Origin of the sequence: Sphingopyxis terrae subsp. terrae NBRC 15098, from assembly GCF_001610975.1 — a bacterium.
GTDB lineage: Bacteria > Pseudomonadota > Alphaproteobacteria > Sphingomonadales > Sphingomonadaceae > Sphingopyxis > Sphingopyxis terrae_A.
Genome location: NZ_CP013342.1, coordinates 2,759,544 through 2,779,260 on the forward strand (window position 1 = coordinate 2,759,544; position 19,717 = coordinate 2,779,260).

The 19,717-nt window shown below is 64.9% G+C and carries 23 protein-coding genes; 10 read left to right on the forward strand and 13 right to left on the reverse strand.

Features of this window, described 5'->3' with window-relative positions:
• Positions 1-4: 4 nt before the first annotated feature.
• Complete coding sequence (locus tag AOA14_RS13190; RefSeq protein ID WP_003039130.1) at positions 5-283, forward strand: ETC complex I subunit; 279 nt, start codon at positions 5-7, stop codon at positions 281-283.
• 56 nt (positions 284-339) lie between these two features.
• Here the strand turns inward: AOA14_RS13190 and AOA14_RS13195 are convergent, their stop codons facing one another.
• The 5 genes from AOA14_RS13195 to AOA14_RS13215 form a co-directional block, all read right to left on the reverse strand.
• Complete coding sequence (locus tag AOA14_RS13195; RefSeq protein ID WP_003039127.1) at positions 340-555, reverse strand: DUF4170 domain-containing protein; 216 nt, start codon at positions 553-555, stop codon at positions 340-342.
• A gap of 93 nt (positions 556-648) precedes the next feature.
• Entirely contained in the window at positions 649-1,038 is a 390-nt protein-coding gene (locus AOA14_RS13200; protein ID WP_231292842.1) for a hypothetical protein, read from the reverse strand.
• On the reverse strand, positions 1,019-1,405 hold the full coding sequence (locus AOA14_RS13205) for a hypothetical protein (RefSeq protein WP_003039123.1): 387 nt from the start codon (positions 1,403-1,405) through the stop codon (positions 1,019-1,021). The genes AOA14_RS13200 and AOA14_RS13205 overlap by 20 nt, the downstream gene beginning before the upstream one ends.
• The gene (locus tag AOA14_RS13210) at positions 1,405-1,869 is read right to left on the reverse strand and encodes a phage holin family protein (protein ID WP_003039121.1); all 465 of its coding nucleotides are present in this window, start codon (positions 1,867-1,869) and stop codon (positions 1,405-1,407) included. Before AOA14_RS13210 ends, AOA14_RS13205 begins: the two co-directional genes overlap by 1 nt.
• A 7-nt stretch (positions 1,870-1,876) precedes the next feature.
• Positions 1,877-2,452: a hypothetical protein gene (locus AOA14_RS13215; RefSeq protein ID WP_040589091.1), complete on the reverse strand. Its 576-nt coding sequence runs from the start codon at positions 2,450-2,452 to the stop codon at positions 1,877-1,879.
• A 181-nt stretch (positions 2,453-2,633) separates the two neighbouring features.
• Here AOA14_RS13215 and eno point away from each other — a divergent pair, with 181 nt between their 5' ends.
• The 7 genes from eno to AOA14_RS13250 all read left to right on the forward strand — a co-directional run bounded on the left by eno (position 2,634) and on the right by AOA14_RS13250 (position 8,926).
• Positions 2,634-3,908, forward strand: coding sequence for a phosphopyruvate hydratase (gene eno, locus AOA14_RS13220; RefSeq protein WP_062902136.1), 1,275 nt, complete (start codon positions 2,634-2,636; stop codon positions 3,906-3,908).
• A 123-nt stretch (positions 3,909-4,031) separates the two neighbouring features.
• A complete protein-coding gene (locus AOA14_RS13225; RefSeq protein ID WP_058812028.1) occupies positions 4,032-4,391 on the forward strand; it encodes an FtsB family cell division protein in 360 nt (119 codons plus the stop codon).
• Positions 4,392-4,520: 129 nt separating this feature from the next.
• On the forward strand, positions 4,521-5,591 hold the full coding sequence (pdhA, locus tag AOA14_RS13230) for a pyruvate dehydrogenase (acetyl-transferring) E1 component subunit alpha (protein ID WP_003039108.1): 1,071 nt from the start codon (positions 4,521-4,523) through the stop codon (positions 5,589-5,591).
• Position 5,592: 1 nt separating this feature from the next.
• On the forward strand, positions 5,593-6,969 hold the full coding sequence (locus tag AOA14_RS13235; protein WP_058812029.1) for a pyruvate dehydrogenase complex E1 component subunit beta: 1,377 nt from the start codon (positions 5,593-5,595) through the stop codon (positions 6,967-6,969).
• A 145-nt stretch (positions 6,970-7,114) separates the two neighbouring features.
• Positions 7,115-7,747 (forward strand): hypothetical protein, encoded by a 633-nt coding sequence (locus tag AOA14_RS13240; RefSeq protein ID WP_062902137.1) that lies wholly within the window; start codon positions 7,115-7,117, stop codon positions 7,745-7,747.
• 106 nt (positions 7,748-7,853) lie between these two features.
• Complete coding sequence (cysE, locus tag AOA14_RS13245; protein ID WP_058812031.1) at positions 7,854-8,573, forward strand: serine O-acetyltransferase; 720 nt, start codon at positions 7,854-7,856, stop codon at positions 8,571-8,573.
• Positions 8,573-8,926 (forward strand): DUF2794 domain-containing protein, encoded by a 354-nt coding sequence (locus AOA14_RS13250; protein WP_003039097.1) that lies wholly within the window; start codon positions 8,573-8,575, stop codon positions 8,924-8,926. Before cysE ends, AOA14_RS13250 begins: the two co-directional genes overlap by 1 nt.
• Here AOA14_RS13250 and AOA14_RS13255 read toward each other — a convergent pair.
• Together AOA14_RS13255 and AOA14_RS13260 are read right to left on the reverse strand one after the other, a co-directional pair.
• Positions 8,898-9,962: a hypothetical protein gene (locus AOA14_RS13255; protein ID WP_062902138.1), complete on the reverse strand. Its 1,065-nt coding sequence runs from the start codon at positions 9,960-9,962 to the stop codon at positions 8,898-8,900. The two genes, AOA14_RS13250 and AOA14_RS13255, sit on opposite strands and share 29 nt — an antisense overlap.
• Before the next feature lie 218 nt (positions 9,963-10,180).
• Positions 10,181-11,083, reverse strand: coding sequence for an SDR family oxidoreductase (locus tag AOA14_RS13260; RefSeq protein ID WP_003039091.1), 903 nt, complete (start codon positions 11,081-11,083; stop codon positions 10,181-10,183).
• 218 nt (positions 11,084-11,301) lie between these two features.
• Between AOA14_RS13260 and AOA14_RS13265 the strand changes: the two genes are divergently transcribed.
• Together AOA14_RS13265 and AOA14_RS13270 are read left to right on the forward strand one after the other, a co-directional pair.
• A complete protein-coding gene (locus tag AOA14_RS13265) occupies positions 11,302-12,687 on the forward strand; it encodes an OprO/OprP family phosphate-selective porin (RefSeq protein ID WP_062902139.1) in 1,386 nt (461 codons plus the stop codon).
• A gap of 69 nt (positions 12,688-12,756) precedes the next feature.
• The gene (locus tag AOA14_RS13270; protein WP_202988262.1) at positions 12,757-13,086 is read left to right on the forward strand and encodes a hypothetical protein; all 330 of its coding nucleotides are present in this window, start codon (positions 12,757-12,759) and stop codon (positions 13,084-13,086) included.
• A gap of 226 nt (positions 13,087-13,312) precedes the next feature.
• On the opposite strand, the gene phoB is transcribed toward AOA14_RS13270, so the two are convergent.
• The 6 genes from phoB to AOA14_RS13300 all read right to left on the reverse strand — a co-directional run bounded on the left by phoB (position 13,313) and on the right by AOA14_RS13300 (position 19,515).
• Entirely contained in the window at positions 13,313-14,011 is a 699-nt protein-coding gene (gene phoB / locus AOA14_RS13275; RefSeq protein WP_003039086.1) for a phosphate regulon transcriptional regulator PhoB, read from the reverse strand.
• Entirely contained in the window at positions 14,011-14,724 is a 714-nt protein-coding gene (phoU, locus tag AOA14_RS13280; protein WP_003039083.1) for a phosphate signaling complex protein PhoU, read from the reverse strand. Before phoU ends, phoB begins: the two co-directional genes overlap by 1 nt.
• Positions 14,725-14,765: 41 nt before the next feature.
• The gene (gene pstB / locus AOA14_RS13285) at positions 14,766-15,548 is read right to left on the reverse strand and encodes a phosphate ABC transporter ATP-binding protein PstB (protein ID WP_058812153.1); all 783 of its coding nucleotides are present in this window, start codon (positions 15,546-15,548) and stop codon (positions 14,766-14,768) included.
• Positions 15,549-15,565: 17 nt separating this feature from the next.
• Positions 15,566-16,822: a phosphate ABC transporter permease PstA gene (gene pstA, locus AOA14_RS13290; RefSeq protein ID WP_058812039.1), complete on the reverse strand. Its 1,257-nt coding sequence runs from the start codon at positions 16,820-16,822 to the stop codon at positions 15,566-15,568.
• Positions 16,815-18,191, reverse strand: coding sequence for a phosphate ABC transporter permease subunit PstC (pstC, locus tag AOA14_RS13295; protein ID WP_062902141.1), 1,377 nt, complete (start codon positions 18,189-18,191; stop codon positions 16,815-16,817). The genes pstA and pstC overlap by 8 nt, the downstream gene beginning before the upstream one ends.
• A gap of 262 nt (positions 18,192-18,453) precedes the next feature.
• The gene (locus AOA14_RS13300) at positions 18,454-19,515 is read right to left on the reverse strand and encodes a substrate-binding domain-containing protein (protein WP_062902142.1); all 1,062 of its coding nucleotides are present in this window, start codon (positions 19,513-19,515) and stop codon (positions 18,454-18,456) included.
• Between the last annotated feature and the right edge of the window lie 202 nt (positions 19,516-19,717).

Consider the following 19,717-nt stretch of genomic DNA (forward strand, 5'->3'; position numbering starts at 1 on the left):
TCCGATGAAAGCGCGTATTTTCCAGAAGCCCAAGAATGCGATGCAGTCGGGCCGTGCCGGCACCCAGCGCTGGTTCCTGGAATATGCCCCTGCCGAAGCGCGCAAGGCTGATCCGCTGATGGGCTGGGCGGGTAGCGGCGATACGCAGCGGCAGCTTCGCCTGAGCTTCGCAACGCGCGACGAAGCGATTGCCTATGCGGCGAAGAACGGGATCGAGGTCGAAGTCATGCCGACCCCGGTGCGCACGCTCAAGATCCAGGCTTACGCCGACAATTTCCGTTGATCGGTCCGTCGTCCCCGGGTTTGCGGGGGCGACGCGGGCCATTCGCCTGTCGGCGCTTATTCCGCGTCGGGCTGCAACAGCTTGTGCAGGTGGACGACGACATATTTCATCTCGGCATCGTCGACCGTGCGCTGCGCGGCGGCGCGCCAGGCCTTTTCGGCCGACTTGTAATCGGGAAACAGGCCCACGACGTCGAGGTTCGACAGGTCGACGAAATCGAGGCCCTGCGGATCGCTGACGCGCCCGCCGAACACCAGATGCAGTTTGCTCATTTTCAGGTTCCTTGCCGCTACGGCGTGGGGAGGGGAGAGGCCGAGGCCCCTAACAGCACCGCGCCGTCCGGGCAAGTAGGCCCGGCATAGGCTTTAGTCGGATTTGCGACCCTTCGGAAGCAGCGAACCGAGCAGTGCGCCGATCGCGGCGGCACCGGCGAGCAGCGTCAGCGGCTGGTCCTTCGCGATGTCCTTGAGCTTGCCGTTGGCGCGGGTCGCCTGCGCCTTGCCCTTTTCATAGGCGTGACCGGCGGCTTCGCGCGCGGCGTCGGCCTGTTCGCGCCCCTTTGCGGCAAGCTCGCTCGACGCGGCGCGGGTGCGGTCTGCGAGGTCGCTCGTCGCAGCACGGGCGCGGCCATAGCCTTCCTGGATGCGCGCCTTGGCCGCCTCGGCGGTCGCACGCGCATTTTCGGCGGTTTTCTCCGCAAGTTCACTCGCTTTTGCCTGCGCGTCGCGGGCGGTTTCACCGAAGGGCTTCATCATCTTCCTCCATTTGTTCGATATCTTCGGCCGCGCCCGCGGTAGCGGGACGCAGCCGGTCGGCAAGATCGCTCGCCACATTCTGGATGCGCCGCGCGAGGCGGGGGGCATGCTCCTTGATCGGCTCGCGCAGGAGCCACAGCGTACCGGCGACCGCGGCCAGCGCGATCGGCAGGCGGTTGCTGCGAAATTCATCGCGGACCGCCTGCGCGGTGTCGTCGACCTTTGCCTGCAAGCGATATTTGCCGCGATCGATGAGCGCACTCGGTTTGAAGGCGGCGCGCGCCGTGTCGGCCTGACGCCGCAAGGCCGCGCGCTGCAGCATCGACCGGCGCAGCGCGTTGACGAGGCGGTTGCGGGCGGCGGACATCAGTCGTCACTCCCTTGCGGTGACAGGTCGCTGCGCAGGGCAAGCTTCACATCGCCCGCACTTCGCTTTGCGCGCCAGCCGGCGAAGCCCGCGAGCCCGATGAGCGCCGCGACCACGATCAGCGTCGCGAGCAGCGGGCCGACGTGCGGCGCGAGCACCAAGATCGCGCCGAAGGCAACCGCGAGCAACGCCACGAGCAGCGCGCAGGCCGCGACGAAGCCCCACGCCGACGCCCATTTGACCCCGTGCGAGGCCAGCGCACCGCGCGCTTCGAGAAGCGCCAGTTCGGCCTGCACCGTCTGCTTGGCATCGTCGACGAGATCGCGGACGATATCTTCGAGCGGTACCGGCGGCGGCGTGCTGGGCGGCCCGTCGGGCGCATAGCCGTGGCTGACGCCCCCGAAGCCGTGCGGATCGGACGCCGATGCAGAGGTCGGTGGAGGGGTCGGTTTCTGTGCGGGCAAGGGGCGATCAGTCGTTGCTCGACCCGCCCTTGAGCATACGGGCCAGCACGAAGCCGATCACCGCCGCCGCACCAACCGCGACCGCCGGGCTCTTCTTGACGAAATCGCGGGTCGCACCCGCCAGTTCGTCGAGATCCTTCTGATCGAGGGACGAGGCAAGGCCGGCCACCGTGGTCGCGGCGGAGCGGGCATAATCGCCATATTGCTTGCCGAATTTCGAATCCACCGTGTCAGCGCTATCCTCGAGCATCTTGGCGAGGCTGCCGACGGTTTCGGCCGCCTTGTCCTTGCCCTTGGTCGCGGCTTCGCGCGCCTTTGCCGATGCCTGATTGGCAAAGCTCGTCGCATCTTCCTTGATCGATGCGGCCTTCTTCGACGCTTCGGCCTTGATCGTGTCGCGGGTCACGGCGAGCTGGTCGCGGATCGGATGATCCTTTGCCGCCGCCTTCGCCTTCGCGGCCGGCGCTGCCTTGGTGGCGGCGGGCTTTGCGGGTGCCTTGGGGCGGGGAGCTGCCTTCTTGGTCGCGGGAGTAGCGGCTTTGGCCATCACATCGTCCTCTTCATTCTTGTTGGGGGCGCGCACGCGTCGCGCCGTCCGCGGTCCTACCTCAATCTATATAGCAAGCGCGGCGATTTGGTTCCATAGCGCGCCGAAAATCCCGTGAAATTCCTATGCGACGTGTTGCTTTGGCGGCGGGGCGCCGATAACAGGCGGGCGCCTTTCCAACCGGCCGCCCCTTCGGCCCCGCAGCAGGACCCGACCCATGACCGCCATCATCGACATTCACGGCCGCGAAATTCTCGACAGCCGCGGCAATCCGACCGTCGAAGTCGACGTGCTGCTCGAAGACGGCAGCTTCGGCCGCGCCGCGGTTCCTTCGGGCGCTTCGACCGGCGCGCACGAGGCGGTCGAACTGCGCGATGGCGACAAGGGCCGCTATCTGGGCAAGGGCGTTACGAAGGCGGTTGCCGCCGTCAATGGCGAGATTGCCGAGACGCTGATCGGCCTCGATGCCGAGGATCAACGCGAGCTCGACATGGCGATGATCGACCTCGACGGCACGCCCAACAAGGGCCGCCTCGGCGCCAATGCGATCCTGGGCGTCAGCCTGGCGGCGGCAAAGGCCGCGGCCGACGCGCGCGGCCTGCCGCTCTACCGCTATGTCGGCGGCGTCTCCGCCCGCACGCTGCCGGTGCCGATGATGAACATCATCAACGGCGGCGAACATGCCGACAACCCGATCGACGTCCAGGAATTCATGATCATGCCCGTCGGCGCCGGCAGCATCGCCGAAGCCGTGCGCTGGGGCAGTGAAATATTCCACACGCTGAAAAAAGGCCTGTCGGCGAAGGGCCTCGCCACCGCGGTTGGCGACGAAGGCGGCTTCGCCCCGAACCTCGCGTCGACGCGCGCTGCGCTCGACTTCATCGCCGCGTCGATCGATCAGGCGGGCTTCAAGCTTGGCAGCGACGTGGTGTTGGCGCTCGACTGCGCCGCGACCGAGTTCTTCAAGAACGGCAAATATGAGATCAGCGGTGAAGGCCTGTCGCTCAGCCCTGAGCAGATGGCCGACTATCTTGCCGCGCTGGTCAAGGATTACCCGATCAAGTCGATCGAGGACGGGATGAGCGAAGATGATTTCACCGGCTGGCAGGCGCTGACCGACCTGATCGGCGACAAGTGCCAGCTCGTCGGCGACGATCTGTTCGTCACCAATCCGGTGCGGCTGGAGGAGGGCATCAAGACCGGCCTCGCCAACTCGCTGCTCGTCAAGGTCAACCAGATCGGCACGCTGTCGGAAACGCTCGACGCGGTCGATATGGCGCACCGGGCGCGCTACACCGCGGTGATGTCGCACCGTTCGGGCGAGACCGAAGATGCGACGATTGCCGACCTCGCGGTCGCGACCAACTGCGGCCAGATCAAGACCGGCAGCCTCGCGCGCTCGGACCGGCTAGCAAAGTACAATCAGCTCATCCGCATCGAGGAAGAGCTGGGCGACATGGCGCGCTATCCGGGGGCGGCGATTTTCGGGTAAAGGGAGCCCGATCAGTCACCAGTCACGCGTCGTCCCGATTTTTGTTGGGATGGCGCGCCGGGACGACGCGAATGCGGCGATGCCGCCTTGACGCCGCGAATCAACTCTGATTCAAGAACCGAAATGACGCAGCGCCACAAATTCCGTAAATCGATAAGCCGGGCGGTCGGGCCGACGGTGGCGCTGATCGCGGTGCTGGCGATGATCGGCTATATCATTTTCGGGCCCACCGGCCTTTATGCGTGGGGCGATTACGGCCAGTCGGTCGAAAAGAAGCGCGTCATCCTGTCCGAGCTCACCAAGAAGCAGAACGAGCTGCAGAACCGGGTGAACCTGCTCGGGCGACAGCGCGTCGATCCCGATCTGGCCGACGAATATGTTCGCGAAAAGCTGGGCGTGATGCACCCCGACGAGATCGCCATTCCGATGGACCCCGCGGAAAAGCCCGCGGCCCCCGCGCCCAAGGCCGACGGCCAGCGCTGACCGGCGCTTTCCCACCGATAAATGCATAGGTAGCCACGCAGTCGCGCCATGCCCGCGGGGCGTTGCCAAGCGGGGCGTCGCTCTCCTATAGGGGCCTTGCCGTAACGGCCAAACGCAAAGGATATCGCCTTGGCAAAAGCACCCGCGCGCAAGACTGCCGCGCCAAAAAAGACTGCATCCACCCCAGCTGCCGCGAGCAATCGCGAAACCCCGCGCGAGCCCGTCCCCTATGCGGCGACGCCCGAAGAGCTCGAGAAATTCTATCGCGAGATGCTGCTCATCCGCCGCTTCGAGGAAAAGGCGGGCCAGCTTTACGGCCTCGGCCTGATCGGCGGCTTCTGCCACCTTTATATCGGGCAGGAAGCGGTGGCGGTCGGTCTGCAGTCGGCGCTCGATGGCGACAAGGACAGCGTGATCACCGGCTATCGCGATCATGGCCATATGCTCGCCTATGGCATCGATCCGAAAGTCATCATGGCCGAACTGACCGGGCGCGCGGCCGGCATCTCGAAGGGCAAGGGCGGCTCGATGCACATGTTCAGCGTCGAGCATAAATTCTACGGCGGACACGGCATCGTCGGCGCGCAGGTCGCGCTGGGCACCGGGCTTGCCTTCGCGCACAAATATCGCGGGGACGGCGGCGTTGCGATGGCCTATTTCGGCGATGGCGCTGCGAACCAGGGCCAGGTGTACGAAAGCTTCAACATGGCCGAGCTGTGGAAGCTGCCGATCATCTTCGTGATCGAGAATAACCAATATGCGATGGGCACCAGCGTCAACCGCTCGTCGGCCGAGGACCAACTCTATCGCCGCGGCGAAAGCTTCCGCATTCCGGGCATGCAGGTCGATGGCATGGACGTGCTCGCGGTGCGTGGCGCGGCCGAGGCGGCGCTCGAATGGGTGCGCGCGGGCAAGGGACCGATCCTGCTCGAACTCAAGACCTATCGCTATCGCGGCCATTCGATGTCGGACCCCGCCAAATATCGCAGCCGCGAGGAAGTGCAGGCGGTGCGCGACAAGAGCGACGCGATCGAGCATCTGAAAAAGGCGATGATCGACGCCGGCATCGGCGAAGATCGCATCAAGGACATCGACAAGGAAATCCGCGCGGTTGTCGCGGAATCGGCTGACTTCGCCGAAAGCGCGCCCGAACCCGATCCGTCCGAACTTTATACCGACGTGCTGGTGGAGCAATATTGAGATGGCCATCGAATTGAAGATGCCGGCGCTGTCGCCGACGATGGAAGAAGGCACGCTCGCCAAGTGGCTCGTCAAGGAAGGCGACGCGGTCAAATCGGGCGATATTCTCGCCGAGATCGAGACCGACAAGGCGACGATGGAATTCGAAGCGATCGACGAAGGCACGATCGCGCAGATTCTGGTTCCCGAAGGGACCGACAATGTGAAGGTCGGCACCGTGATCGCGACGATTTCGGGCGAGGGCGAAGAGGCCACTCCGGCTCCGGCGCCCGCGCCTGCTGCCGCTCCGGCGCCCGCCGAGGCTCCGGCTCCGGCCGCCACGCCCGCTCCGGCGGCCGAAAAGCCGGCGCCGGCCGTGCGCGCCGCCGATCCGTCGATCCCCGCGGGCACCGCGATGGTCAAGCTGACCGTTCGCGAGGCGCTGCGCGATGCGATGGCGGAGGAAATGCGCGCCGACGACCGCATCTTCGTGATGGGCGAGGAAGTCGCCGAATATCAGGGCGCCTACAAGGTGACGCAGGGTCTGCTCGACGAATTCGGCCCGCGCCGCGTGATCGATACGCCGATCACCGAATATGGCTTTGCGGGCCTTGGCGCCGGCGCGGCGATGGGCGGGCTGAAGCCGGTCATCGAATTCATGACCTTCAACTTCGCGATGCAGGCGATCGACCACATCATCAACTCGGCGGCCAAGACCAATTATATGTCGGGCGGCCAGATGCGCTGTCCGATCGTCTTCCGCGGCCCCAATGGCGCGGCGAGCCGTGTCGGGGCGCAGCACAGCCAGAATTATGCGCCCTGGTATGCCAGCGTTCCCGGCCTGATCGTGATCTCGCCCTATGACGCCGCCGACGCCAAGGGGCTGCTCAAGGCGGCGATCCGCAGCGAAGACCCGGTGGTGTTCCTTGAAAACGAACTCCTTTACGGCCGCAGCTTCGAGCTTCCCGACGTCGAGGATTATGTCCTGCCGATCGGCAAGGCGCGGATCATGCGTGAAGGCAGCGACGTCACCATCGTCAGCTATTCCATCGGCGTCGGCCTTGCGCTCGAGGCCGCCGACGCGCTCGCCGGCGAGGGGATCGAGGCCGAGGTGATCGACTTGCGCACGCTGCGTCCGCTCGACACCGAAACCGTGCTCGCTAGCCTCAAGAAGACGAACCGCATGATCGTCGTCGAGGAAGGTTGGCCGACCTGCTCGATCGCCAGCGAACTTGCGATGGTGGCGATGGAACAGGGCTTCGACGACCTGGATGCGCCGGTGCTGCGCGTAACCGACGAGGATGTCCCGCTGCCCTATGCCGCCAATCTGGAAAAGGCGGCGCTGGTCGACGTCCCGCGCGTGATCGCGGCGGCGAAGACGGTTTGCAATCGCGGCTGACCCTCCGAACCCGCCCGAACTCCGCTCGTGCTGAGCCTGTCGAAGCACCGTTTTTCGTTCGCAACGACGAAGTGAAGAACAGCCCTTCGACAAGCTCAGGGCGAGCGGTTCTTATTTGGCGCCGTCTGTTCTATCGCGCGATCGCATGACGACCGAAACCTCGCCGATTCTCTACGGCTATCCCGACATCCGCGACCCGCGCGTGATGGTTGCGGTGCCGCGCGCGCGGCGCGAGGCGCTGGCGGCGCTGTGGGCGCTCGCGGAGCGGTTGACCAAATTGCTGGCCGATGCGCGCGAGCCGATGATCGGCCAGATCAAGCTCGCCTGGTGGCGCGACATGGCGGGGTTGCTTGCGTCCGATCCCGCCGCGCTGCCGAAGGGTGAGCCGCTGCTCGCCGAATTGCAGCAGAGCTGGGCGGGGCAGGACGGGCTCGAGGTGCTGGTCGATGCCGCCGAGGCGGTGCTGCTTGTCGAAGACGCCGCCGCACGGACTGCGGCAGGTGCAGCGTTCGGTGAGGCGCTGTTCGCGCTGTCGGGCGGCGCGGGCGGGGCGCGTTGGGGGCTGGTCTGGCTGGCCGGGCAGCAGGAAACGGCGGACGCCGCGGCGCAGCTTTTTCGCGATGCCTGTAACCGGGCGGCACCGCCGCGCGGATTGCTCGGCAGCAAGGCTTTGCTGATGCTCGATCGCTGGTCGGCGGCCATCGCGGCGCGCGGCGGCGAACGACGCTGGCGCAGCGAAGGCTTGCTGCTTTTCCGGATCGGCCTGACTGGCCTTTGACGGGCCTTACCGGCCTTTGACCGGAAAGTGTTGTGGCGGGGGTGGAAATGCCGCCCCCGAGCCTCTATCTTGGCGCAAACGAGATAGGGTCGCAGGGGAAATTGCGATGTTTAACGGGCTCGTCGCCTATCTGGACTCGATCAAGGCGCGCGATCCCGCGCCGCGTTCGCGCTGGGAAATTCTGCTCTATCCGGGGCTGCTCGCCGTCGGCATGCACCGCATTGCCCACTGGTTGTTCGAGGCGGACCTGTTCTTCCTCGCGCGCTTCGTCAATCATCTGTCGCGCTGGCTGACCGGCATCGACATCCATCCGGGTGCCACGATCGGCCGCCACCTGTTCATCGATCATGGCTTTGGCGTCGTCATCGGCGAAACCGCCGAAATCGGCGACAATGTATCCATCTATCAGGGCGTGACGCTGGGCGGCACCGATCCCGCGAACGGCATCGGCGGCAAGCGCCACCCGACGCTGTGCGACGATGTGATCGTCGGGTCGGGCGCGCAAATTCTGGGCCCGGTGATCGTCAATTCGCGCGCGCGCGTCGGCGCCAATGCGGTGGTGACCAAGGATGTGCCCGAAGGCGCGGTGATGGTGGGCATCCCGGCGCGGTCGACCTTGCTCGACGCGACCGAATATGCGCGCGACTTCGTGCCCTATGGCACCCCGTGCAATGAAGCCTTCGACCCGGCGACGCAGAAGCTCGAAATCCTGCAATGTCAGCTCGAAGTGTTGCAGAAGCAGCTCAAGACGCTGCTCGATGAGCGCGCCGCATCGGGTGAGGGCGATGATGCGCCGCGCCGCAAGGGAGGCCGGAAAAGCGCCTGATGGGGACGGTGACGCCCCTTCCATATGCGGGGCGGGCATTGCCGCAACAGACCGGCTTCGACCGCGACGAGCTGATGCGCATCCTCGACCTCTATGGCCGCATGGTCGCAGCGGGGAAGTGGCGCGACTATGCGATGGATTTCCACCGCGACGTCGCGATCTTCTCGGCTTTTCGACGCACAGCCGAACGTCCCGAATATCGCATAGAAAAACGCCCCGCCTTGCGGAGCCGTCAGGGCATGTGGGCCCTTGTCTCCGAAGGCGGGGCAGTGCTTAAGCGCGGGGACGAGCTTTCTAACGTGCTCGCCCCCGTCGAGCGCAAGCTTATGAAGCTGGTTGGGGACGGATCGTAGCGGGCAACTGGTTCGCCACGTCCGCCGGCAGCATGCCGACAACCACCGCCCGGGCATTCTGCCAGAAGGCCGACAGCATCAGCAGCGCCGAACCGATGACGAAGGCCGTGAGCGCGACGTTGAGTTCGACCGCGCCGAAGGTGCGGAACAATTCGGTCATCGCGAACAGCACATAGGCGAGTGCCGAGACGAGTAGCGCGCGGCGATCGATCGCGAGCGCGATCAGTCCGAAGACGATATAGATACCCACGACCATCACCGCGGCGCCGCTGGTGATATTGTCGCCGCTCGTGACGCCGAGCAGATGGAACACCGGGTGCGCGATCATCGGCGCGGCGAGCAGGTGAAGCCAGAAGGCAACGTCGCTGCGCCGCGTCGTGCGCGTCCGGTCGCTGCGGTCCCACCACATGGCGAGCGTAAAGACGCCGACACCGGCGACGAGGATCAGGGCCATCAACAGCGTCTGGGACGGATCGGGCATTCCGACGGCCGAGAGGATCAGCCCGACTGCGGTGGCGGCAAGCGCGGCGGTGCCGGCGGCAATCGTCACGGGTACCATGAACCGCCGCCAGTGCAGCCATGTCGCGCCCGCGGTGACGAAGGCGATGACGCTGGCGATCAGCGCGCCCGTGGTTTCGTTCACATGATTGCCGAAGATCGCCTCGCCATGCTTGACGAGGAAGCCGATCATCGTCGCGGCGACGCCGCCCGAAAAGGCGAGGACGAGCAGAATGCTGGGCAGCGCCATGCGGCGGCGGCGGGTGAAATATTCGGCGAGCAGCCACGCCGACCCGGCGACGAAGACCCCCGCGAGCGCCGGATGGATCGATTCACCGATCCACGCCACCGCGACCAGCAGGATCACCGCGGCAATGCTGACGAAAATATCGTTGAAACCGGTAATGAGCCGGAAGGATTCCTCATCCGCTCCGGGGGCGTCGCGCAGCGATGCAATATGCGTCCGAAAGGCGGTGGCCGCCTCCGGCGTCAAGACTTTTGCATCGACCGCAGCTTGCAGGTCGCTTTCGCTATACATCGGGGTCGTCCTTCTTAGACCGATCCCCTTGCCCCACGCAGGGCATAGCGATAGCGTATTGCTGTGTCAATACAGTGGGGCGCCATATCCTCCCTGTCGCTAAGCGATGGGGAGGGGACCGCCCGAAGGGTGGTGGAGGGGCCGATGCGCCCTCGCCCCTCCGTCAGCCCTGCGGGCTGCCACCTCCCCACCGCTGCGCGGCAGGGAGGAGCAACCACTCAGCCGAGCGCCTGCAAGGCCTTCATCACCACCATCGACTGTTCGCTGCCCGACTGGGGCACGATTTCGCCGGTGCGGTCGATGATCTTGTCCCACGCCGCGGCGACGCCTTCGGGCGTGCGCTGGTCTTCGGGGAGGGCGACGCCGGGGGTCGCGGTGATATAGGCGGCGTGATAGGCGCCTGCGCCCGCGCCGACGATCATGTTCGACGGCGCATCTTCGCTCACCAGGAACAGCGCGGCCGGCGCAACATTTTCGGGGGTGAATTTCTCGAACAGTTCGGGCGGGAAAATGTCTTCGGTCATGCGCGTGCCCGCGACCGGCGCGATCGTGTTGCAGCGGATGTTATATTTCGCGCCTTCGAGGTGCAGCGTCTTGGTAAGACCGGCAAGGCCGAGCTTCGCCGCGCCGTAATTGGCCTGACCGAAATTGCCGTAGAGGCCGGTCGACGAGGCGGTCATCAGGATGCGGCCATAGGCCTGGTCGCGCATCAGATCCCAGCATGCCTTGGTGACGTTGGCGCTGCCGAGCAGATGGACCTGCACGACGAGGTTGAAATCCTCCATCGTCATCTTGGCAAAGCTCTTGTCGCGCAGGATGCCGGCGTTGTTGATCAGGATGTGGACGCCGCCCCATTCCTCTTTCGCCTTGGCCACCATTTCGACCATATGCTCATATTCGGTGACGCTGCCGCCGTTCGACATGGCGGTGCCGCCCGCGGCGCGGATTTCCTCGACGACCTGCAGTGCGGCGTCCGAATGGCCGGTGCCGTCGCGGGCGCCGCCGAGGTCGTTGACGACGACCTTCGCGCCGCGCCGGGCGAGTTCGAGCGCATAGGCGCGGCCCAGGCCGCCGCCGGCGCCGGTGACAATGGCAACGCGGCCGTCAAATTTGATCGTCATGCTGATCTCCCATGAGGGGCATCCTGCGAAAGGTTGCCCAAGAAAACTGGCACGTCCTTAACCGCTCGCGGCGGGCAGACAAGGGGGGAGGGGCAATTTTGGCGGGTGCAACAAAATGCCGACTGTCATCGAAATGTAACCGAAATGACGTGCGACTGTCATTTGACCGTCATAACAGCGCCACCGGATCGTCACCTTTTCGCAATGGAGCCTTCTGCATGCGTCCGACCCTGACCGCCGCCCTGTTGGCGACGACGATGTTCTGCATCCCCACAACCGCGCATGCGCAGGCGATGAGTGCGGAGGAAGCCGCCGCGCTGCGCGCCGAACTGGCTGCCCTCAAGGCCAAGGTCGAGACGCTCGAAGACCGCCTCGATGCCGCGACCGCGCCGGGCGCCGTTCCATCGGGCACGGTGACCGCAGCGACGCCAGCACTCGCCCCGGTAACGGCCGCGGCAGCCCCCGCGAAACCCGGCCCGGACATCGCGTGGAAGGGCGCGCCCGAGATCAAGACCGCCGATGGCTGGAGCTTCAAGCCGCGCGGCCGCATCCAGCTCGATCTCGCCAGCATCGACGCGCCGCCGGGGGTTACCGACACGCATGGCGGCCTCGCGACCGAATTCCGCCGCGTGTATCTGGGCGTCGACGGCAAGATTCCGGGCGGAATCAGCTACCGCGTCGAGGCGGATGTCGCGAACAGCTCGGTCGAACTGACCGACGTCTATCTGACCTATGGCACCGGCCCGCTCTCGATCACCGCCGGGCAGATCAAACCTTTCTGGTCGCTCGAGGAAATGACGAGCGATCTCTTCACCAGCTTCGCTGAACGCGCCGCCTTTACCCAAGCCTTCGGTTTCGAGCGGCGCGTCGGCCTGTCGGGCCAGTACAAGGGCAAAGCGCTGCTCGTGCAGGGCGGGGTGTTCGGCGACAATGCCAACGACCTGCTGAGCGATTCGGACAATAGTATGAGCGTCGACGGCCGGTTGGTGTGGATGCCCCGCTTCGGCGATACCCAGCTTCACCTCGGGGCGTCGGCGCACTGGCGCAAGGCGAATGACGGGCCGAGCGCGGTGCGTTACGCCGCGCGGCCCTTTGTCCACACGACGAACAGCCGGCTTGTCGACACCGGCACATTCACCGCGACGAGCGAGCGCGGACTGGGGCTTGAGGGCGCATTGATCGCCGGCCCCTTCCACGTCGCCAGCGAAGGCTTCTGGCAGACCGCGCGCCGCCCTGGCCTTGCCGACCCGACCTTCTTTGGCGGCTATGCCGAAGTCGGCTATGTGCTGACGCGCGGCGATCGCCGCGGTTACAAAGACGGCAGCTTCGACCGGCTCGTGCCGTCGCGCCCGATCACCGCGGGCGGCCCCGGCGCGATCGAGATCAACGCCCGGTACGACCATCTCGACCTCAGCGATGCGGGGATCACCGGAGGGCGCCAGCGCACGCTGGGCGTCGCGGTTGTGTGGGCACCGATCCCCTATCTGCGCCTGACCGCCAATTACGGCCATCTGATGTACGACGATGCCGCGATCGGCAGCACGAGCGGCGACCGCAACTATTCGGCCGACGCCTTCGGCCTGCGGACGCAGATCGACTTCTGATTGGGGGAGTCTGCTTTGAGGCGGGGAGCTGACCTTGCGCCTTGTGTAATCCTCGGCCAGCATCCACGAATGACAGAGGATCGGGTTCGCTTGCGAGCAAGCATTCAGTTTCTTTCGATGGAAGAAGGCGGTCGAAGTTCACCGCTGTTGGGCGGTGGCAGCTACAGGCCTAACCACAACTTCTTCGGCCCGGACGACCGCGAGATGTGCATGGGTTTCATCGAGTTACCTGAGGGCCAGCAAGTAGCGCCTAACGATACCATCCAAACAGAAATGACACTCCGGATTTATCCAACTGTTAAGCCCGAAATTAGCGTCGGTCGGCAGTGGCGCATTCAAGAAGGCGCTAGGCTGGTGGCGGTGGGCACCATACTTGAGATACTGGATCTCGTCGCGTGAATGTCCGCAACCGGTCGATACTGTTGAAAAAGTCGACCGCCGCACGGCGCCCGTCGAATTACAGTAATAATGATTCATGAAGTCTCGGCTGCGCGAACGATCGATGCGCATAAGCAACTAGCTTGATTCTAATATTGCTCGCCAAAACCCCTTTCGGACTTTTTCAACAGCATCGGTCGGAAGCCGTCAATTACAGAGCCGCCCCGCAAGCGAATCTTCTGCCCGATCAGACGCTTTTCCCCGCGTCGAGCGCATAGCCTGCGGATCGCACGGTCCGGATGATGTCGGCGGTGCCGGGCAGGTTGATCGCCTTGCGCAGGCGCCGGATATGGACGTCGACGGTGCGCAGTTCGATGTCGCTGTCCTGGCCCCAGACGCTGTCGAGCAATTGTCCACGCGAAAAGACGCGGCCGGGATGCTCCATGAAGTGGCGCAGCAGGCGAAATTCGGTCGGCCCCATGCTGACCACCTGACCGCCGCGGACCACCTTGTGCGCCACCGAATCGAGCTCGATGTCGGCATAGGCCAGGATCTCGCCGGCCAGCGCCGGGCGCAGGCGGCGCAGCACCGCAGAAACGCGCGCCACCAGTTCGCGCGGGCTGAACGGTTTGGTGACATAATCATCGGCACCGGTTTCGAGGCCGCGGATGCGGTCCTCTTCCTCGCCGCGCGCGGTCAGCATGATGATCGGCACATTCGCCGATTTCGGGTTGCGGCGCAGGCGGCGGCACACCTCGATCCCCGGCAGGCTTTCGATCATCCAGTCGAGCAGGACGATGTCGGGCACGCGTTCCTCGACGAGGACGAGCGCCTGCTCGCCGTCGGGGGTCTGGCGGACCGAAAAACCTTCGCGGGCGAAATGCCAGACGATGAGTTCGGCGATCGCCTCGTCATCCTCGATCAGCAGCAGGTCGGGCTGCGGCATCAGCCTTGCTCCTTCTCCGCCGTCGCGCTGTCTTCGGGCGTTTCGCCGCGTTCGCGCTCCTCCATCCGCTCACCGGTGACGACATAATAGACCATCTCGGCGATGTTGGTCGCATGGTCGCCCATGCGTTCCAGATTCTTGGCGACGAACAGCAGATGCGCGCTCTCGGTAATATATTTCGGATTTTCCATCATGAAGGTGACAAGCGTGCGGAAGATGCTGTTGTAGAAATCGTCGACATTCTTGTCGCGCACCGTGACCCGCACCGCGAGGTCGGCGTCGCGCGCAGCGAAGCTGTCGAGCGCGTCGTGGATCAGCTCGGCGACGATCGCCGACATCGACATCAGCACCGGGATCGATTCGATCGATCGCGTCTGGTCCATCAGCGCAACGCGCTTGGCGATATTCTTCGCATAGTCGCCGATCCGTTCGACGACCGACACGATCTTGAGCGCCGCGATCATCTCGCGCAGATCGTCGGCCATCGGGGCGCGGAGCGCGATCGTCTGCACCGTGAGCTGTTCGACTTCGGCTTCGAGAGCGTCGATCTTCTTGTCGCCCTCCACCACTTGCGCCGCGAGGGCGAGGTCGCCCTTGCTGAGCGCGGTCATGGCCTGGAGCAGCGCCTGTTCGGCGCGCCCGCCCATTTCGCTGATCAGGCCGCGGAGGCGATTGATGTCCTCGTCGAACGCCTTGACCGTATGATCGTTCACAACTGCCATCGTTCTCGTTCCTGTCCTTCTTCGCCCGCGCCTTAACCGTAGCGGCCGGTGATATAATCCTTGGTGCGTTCCTGCTTCGGGTTGGTGAAGATGTCGGTCGTCTTACCGTATTCGACCAGCGTCCCGAGGTGGAAAAAGGCGGTGCGCTGCGACACGCGGGCCGCCTGCTGCATGTTGTGCGTGACGATCACGATAGCATATTTTCCGCGCAGTTCGTGGATCAGCTCCTCGATCTTGGCGGTCGCGATCGGGTCGAGCGCCGAGCAGGGCTCGTCCATCAGGATGACTTCGGGGTCGACCGCAATCGCCCGCGCGATGCACAGGCGCTGTTGCTGGCCGCCCGACAGCGCGGTGCCGCTTTCACCCAGCCGGTCCTTGACCTCGTCCCACAGGCCGGCGCGGGTCAGCGCGCGCTCGACGATGACGTCGAGGTCGGCCTTGTTCGCGGCAAGCCCGTGGATGCGCGAGCCATAGGCGACATTGTCATAGATCGACTTGGGAAAGGGATTGGGCTTCTGGAACACCATGCCGACGCGCGCGCGCAACTGCACAACGTCCATCGACGGCGCGTAGATGTCCTCGCCATCGAGTTCAATCCGGCCGGTGACGCGCGCGCTGGCGACGGTGTCGTTCATGCGGTTGAGCGACCGCAGAAAGGTCGACTTGCCGCAGCCCGAGGGGCCGATGAAGGCGGTGACTAGGTCGGTGCCGACGTCGATCGACACGTCCTTGATCGCCTGCTTGTCGCCGTAGAAGACATTGACGCCCTCGGCGCGCATCTTGGGATCGGCGATGATCAGATCGTCGTTGGTCATGGTCAGGGAGCTCATTTTCACCAGCGTTTTTCGAACTTGTTACGGAGATAGATGGCAAGGGCGTTCATCGACAGCAGCACGAACAGCAGCACGATTATCGCCGCCGACGTCTTTTCGACGAAGCCGCGATCGACCTCGTCCGACCAGAGGAAAATCTGCATCGGCAGCACCGTCGAGGGCGAGCAGAGGCCGCCCGGAACGTCGCCGATGAAGGCGCGCATCCCGACGAGCAGCAGCGGCGCCGTCTCGCCCAGGGCGCGCGCCATGCCGATGATCGTGCCGGTCAGGATGCCGGGCAGGGCGAGCGGCAGGACATGGTGGAACACCACCTGCACGGGACTGGCCCCGACCCCCAATGCGGCGTCGCGGATGGACGGCGGCACCGACTTGATCGCGTTGCGGCTGGCGATGACGATCACCGGCATCGTCATCAGCGCCAGCGTCAGCCCGCCGACGAGCGGGCTGGCCTGGCAGAGGCCGAACCAATTGATGAACACCGCGAGCGCGAGCAGGCCGAAGATGATCGAGGGCACCGCGGCCAGATTGTTGATCGACACTTCGATCAGGTCGGTCCAGCGGTTCTTCGGCGCATATTCTTCCAGATAGAGCGCCGCGAGCACGCCGGTTGGAAAGGCGATCAGAAAGGCGATGAAGATCGTCATCAACGATCCCTTGAGCGCGCCCCAGATCCCCGCGACGGCAGGATCGGTCGCGTCGGCATTTTTGAAGAAGGGCGTGTGAAAGCCCGTCGACAGCTTGCCTTCCTTTTCAAGCGCATCGACCCGTTCGCCCAGCGCGCCTTTCGCGCCTTCCTTGGCGGCGATGTCGACCGCGCTCGATGCGGGGAGTTCGAACAGCGACTTGCCGTCGAGAAGCTCGGGATCGGCCTTGATCCGGGTGCGGACTTCCTTCCACGCATTTTCGCTGATCAGCTGCGACCCGTCCTTGCCCAGCGCCTCGTCCGCGGCAAAGGCGACGATGTCGGCGAGCCCGGCGTTGGCGATCACCTGATCGGCGTCGGCGTCCGACAATCGCGCCTTATCGACCGTCAGCGGCATCGCCTTGAAGTCGATCGGCACCGCGACATGGGTGTAGGTAAATCCGCGCGCGCCGTTGCCGACCATCACGAACAGCAGGAAGGCGAGGAAGAAGCCCGACAGCAGCACCGCGCCCAGCCCCATCGCCTTGAACCGGCGTTCGGCGGCGTAGCGGCCCGCGATGCGCTTTTGCATCGCCGCGCCTTTCCAGTCGGTCGGGGCGGTGTCTCTATTCATAAGCTTCGCGATACTTTTTGACGATGCGCAGGGCGACGATGTTGAGCAGCAGCGTGACGATGAACAGCACGAGGCCGAGCGCGAAGGCCGCGAGCGTCTTGGCGCTGTCGAACTCCTGGTCGCCGGTCAGCAGCTTGACGATCTGCGCCGTCACTGTGGTGACGCTGGCGAAGGGGTTGGCGGTGAGGTTGGCGGAGAGGCCCGCGGCCATCACCACGATCATTGTTTCGCCGATCGCGCGGCTGACCGCGAGCAAGATGCCGCCCATCACGCCCGGAAGCGCGGCGGGGATCAGCACCTGGCGGATCGTTTCGTTCGGCGTCGCGCCGAGCGCGAGGCTGCCGTCGCGCATCGCCTGCGGCACCGCGTTGATGCTGTCGTCGGCCATCGACGAGACGAAGGGGATGATCATCACCCCCATCACGATACCCGCGGCGAGCGCGCTTTCGGTGCTCGCATTCGGCACGCCCAGCATCACCGCAAAATTGCGCAGCGCGGGCGCGACGGTCAACGCCGCGAAATAGCCGTAAACGACGGTCGGCACGCCCGCCAGGATCTCTAGGCACGGCTTCACCCATTTGCGCACCGTCGGCGCCGCATATTGGGTGAGGTAGACCGCGGTCATCATCCCGATCGGGATCGCGACAATCATCGCGATGATCGCGCCGATCAGCACCGTGCCCCAGAACAGCGGGATGCCGCCGAAGGTGCCGGGCTGCGGCGAGCCGCTCTGCGGGTTCCAATAGGTGCCGAACAAAAGCTCGGTCGCGGGGACGAGGCGGAAGAAGCGGATCGATTCGAAGAGCAGCGAGAGCACGATGCCGAAGGTCGTCAGGATCGCGACGAGCGAGGCGATGAGCAGCAGCGCCATTACGATCCGCTCGACCCGCGTCCGCGCCCGGAAATTGGGCTTGATTCGCGTGAAGGCGTAAAGGCCGCCGGCGAGCGCCAGCGCGAGCATCGCCGCGATGCCGATCCACGCAAAACGGTGCGTCGCATCGGCATAGGGTTTGACGAGCGGTGCCGCCTCGGCGATGCGCACGGCGGCCTGCTTGCCCTGCGCGACGGCGCGTGCGTCGGACAGCATCGCGCCGCGTTCGAAGCCGAAGGCTGGCAGGCTCTGCGCCTCGGGACTGGCGAGCACCGCATTGGTGATCAGCGCCGGCGACATGCTCGACCAGACGGCAAGGAAGATCGCGGCGGGGGCGAACAGCCACAGCGCGACGTACCAGCCATGATATTGCGGCCGCGAATGCAGCCGGGTGCCCGCGCGGCCGGCGAGCAGCGCCGAGCGCGCCCGGCCGGCCAGCCAGCCGATCAGCGCAAGCCCCGCGATCAGGAGCAATAAAGCGGCGGCGTTGAAAGTCACATCGTCCCCGTTATCGTCTGGCCCGCCGCAACCCAAAGCGGCCGCGCGTGGCAATTTGATGACTCGGCGTCATAATTTCCGCCGTCATCGAACATGGCGTCATTGCGAGGAGCGAAGCGACGAAGCAATCTCCCGCCATCGGCATGGCGGTGCGCCGGCTGGAGATTGCTTCGCTTCGCTCGCAATGACGAAATCCCCGCAAAAAGCGGCGGCCGGGGCAGGGGGATGTGGCCCCCCGCGTCCCCGCCGCCGGCGGGGGAGATTATTTAAGCTCCGAACCGTCGAGCGGCGTCATGCCCTTCGCCGCGGCGGCGGCCTTCGCCGACACGTCGGGGGGCGAGATCACCAGGCCCTTGGCGGCCAGATAGCCGTCCTTCGCCGCACCCTTCAGGAATTCGGCGACATATTCGGCCAGGCCGGGGATCACGCCGACATGCGCCTTCTTGATATAGATGAACAGCGGGCGCGCGCCGGGATAGCTGCCGCCGGCGATCGTGTCATAGGTCGGGCTGACGCCCTGCACCGGAACCGCCTTGATCTTGTCCTTGTTCGCATCGAGGTACGAAAAGCCGAAGATGCCCAGGCTGTCGGGGTTCTTGTCGAGCTTCGAGATGATCAGATTATCATTCTCGCCCTGTTCGACATAGAAGGGCGCGCCGCGCAGGCCGGTGCACACCGCTTCATGCTTGTCCTTGTCGCTGTCCTTCAGCGCCTTCATCGCGGGGTCGGCGTCACAGCCCTTGCCCATGATCAGTTCCTTGAACGCGTCATAGGTGCCGCTGGTCGACGGCGGGCCGAAGACCGAAATGCCGACAGCGGGCAGCGCCGGGTTGACGTCTTTCCACGTCTTGGCGGTGTTGGGCTTGCCATAGGGGTTGGCGGCCAAAGCCTTATAGACATCTTCCTCGGTCAGCTTGAAGCCGGGGCCGCGCTGCGCTTCGCCCAGCGCGATGCCGTCGATGCCGACCTGGATTTCGACGATGTCCTTGACGCCATTCTTGACGCAGGTGTCGAATTCCTTCTTCTTCATGCGGCGCGAGGCGTTCGAGATGTCGGGGGTGTCACCGCCGACACCCTGGCAAAAGCGTTCGAAGCCGCCGCCGGTGCCGGTCGAATCGATCTTCGGCGTCTTGTTGCCCGTCGCTTCGGCGAATTTTTCGCCGACCGCAGTGGCAAAGGGATAGACGGTCGAGGAGCCGACGGCGCTGATATAATCGCGCGCGGCGCCGCCCGAGGAGGCCTGATCCTGACACGCCGAAAGCGCCAGCGCGGCGGTCGCGGCGCAGGCGAGCAGGCCGGTGGTGCGGGCAAATTTCTTCACCATGAAATGATCCTGTCGGGGGTCGTTACCGAACCAAGCCGCCACCCCCGCGGCGACTCGCTGAGGGCCATTTGGGGGTTTTGTGTGACGCGTTTGTGACAGGGAGTGTCATGGAAGTGTCATGGATGGCTATGCATTCTCGATCACGAGTATCGCATTGTGCAGTGCGGTATACGGTGTCTTTGTTTCGCCTTTCTGAGATCTA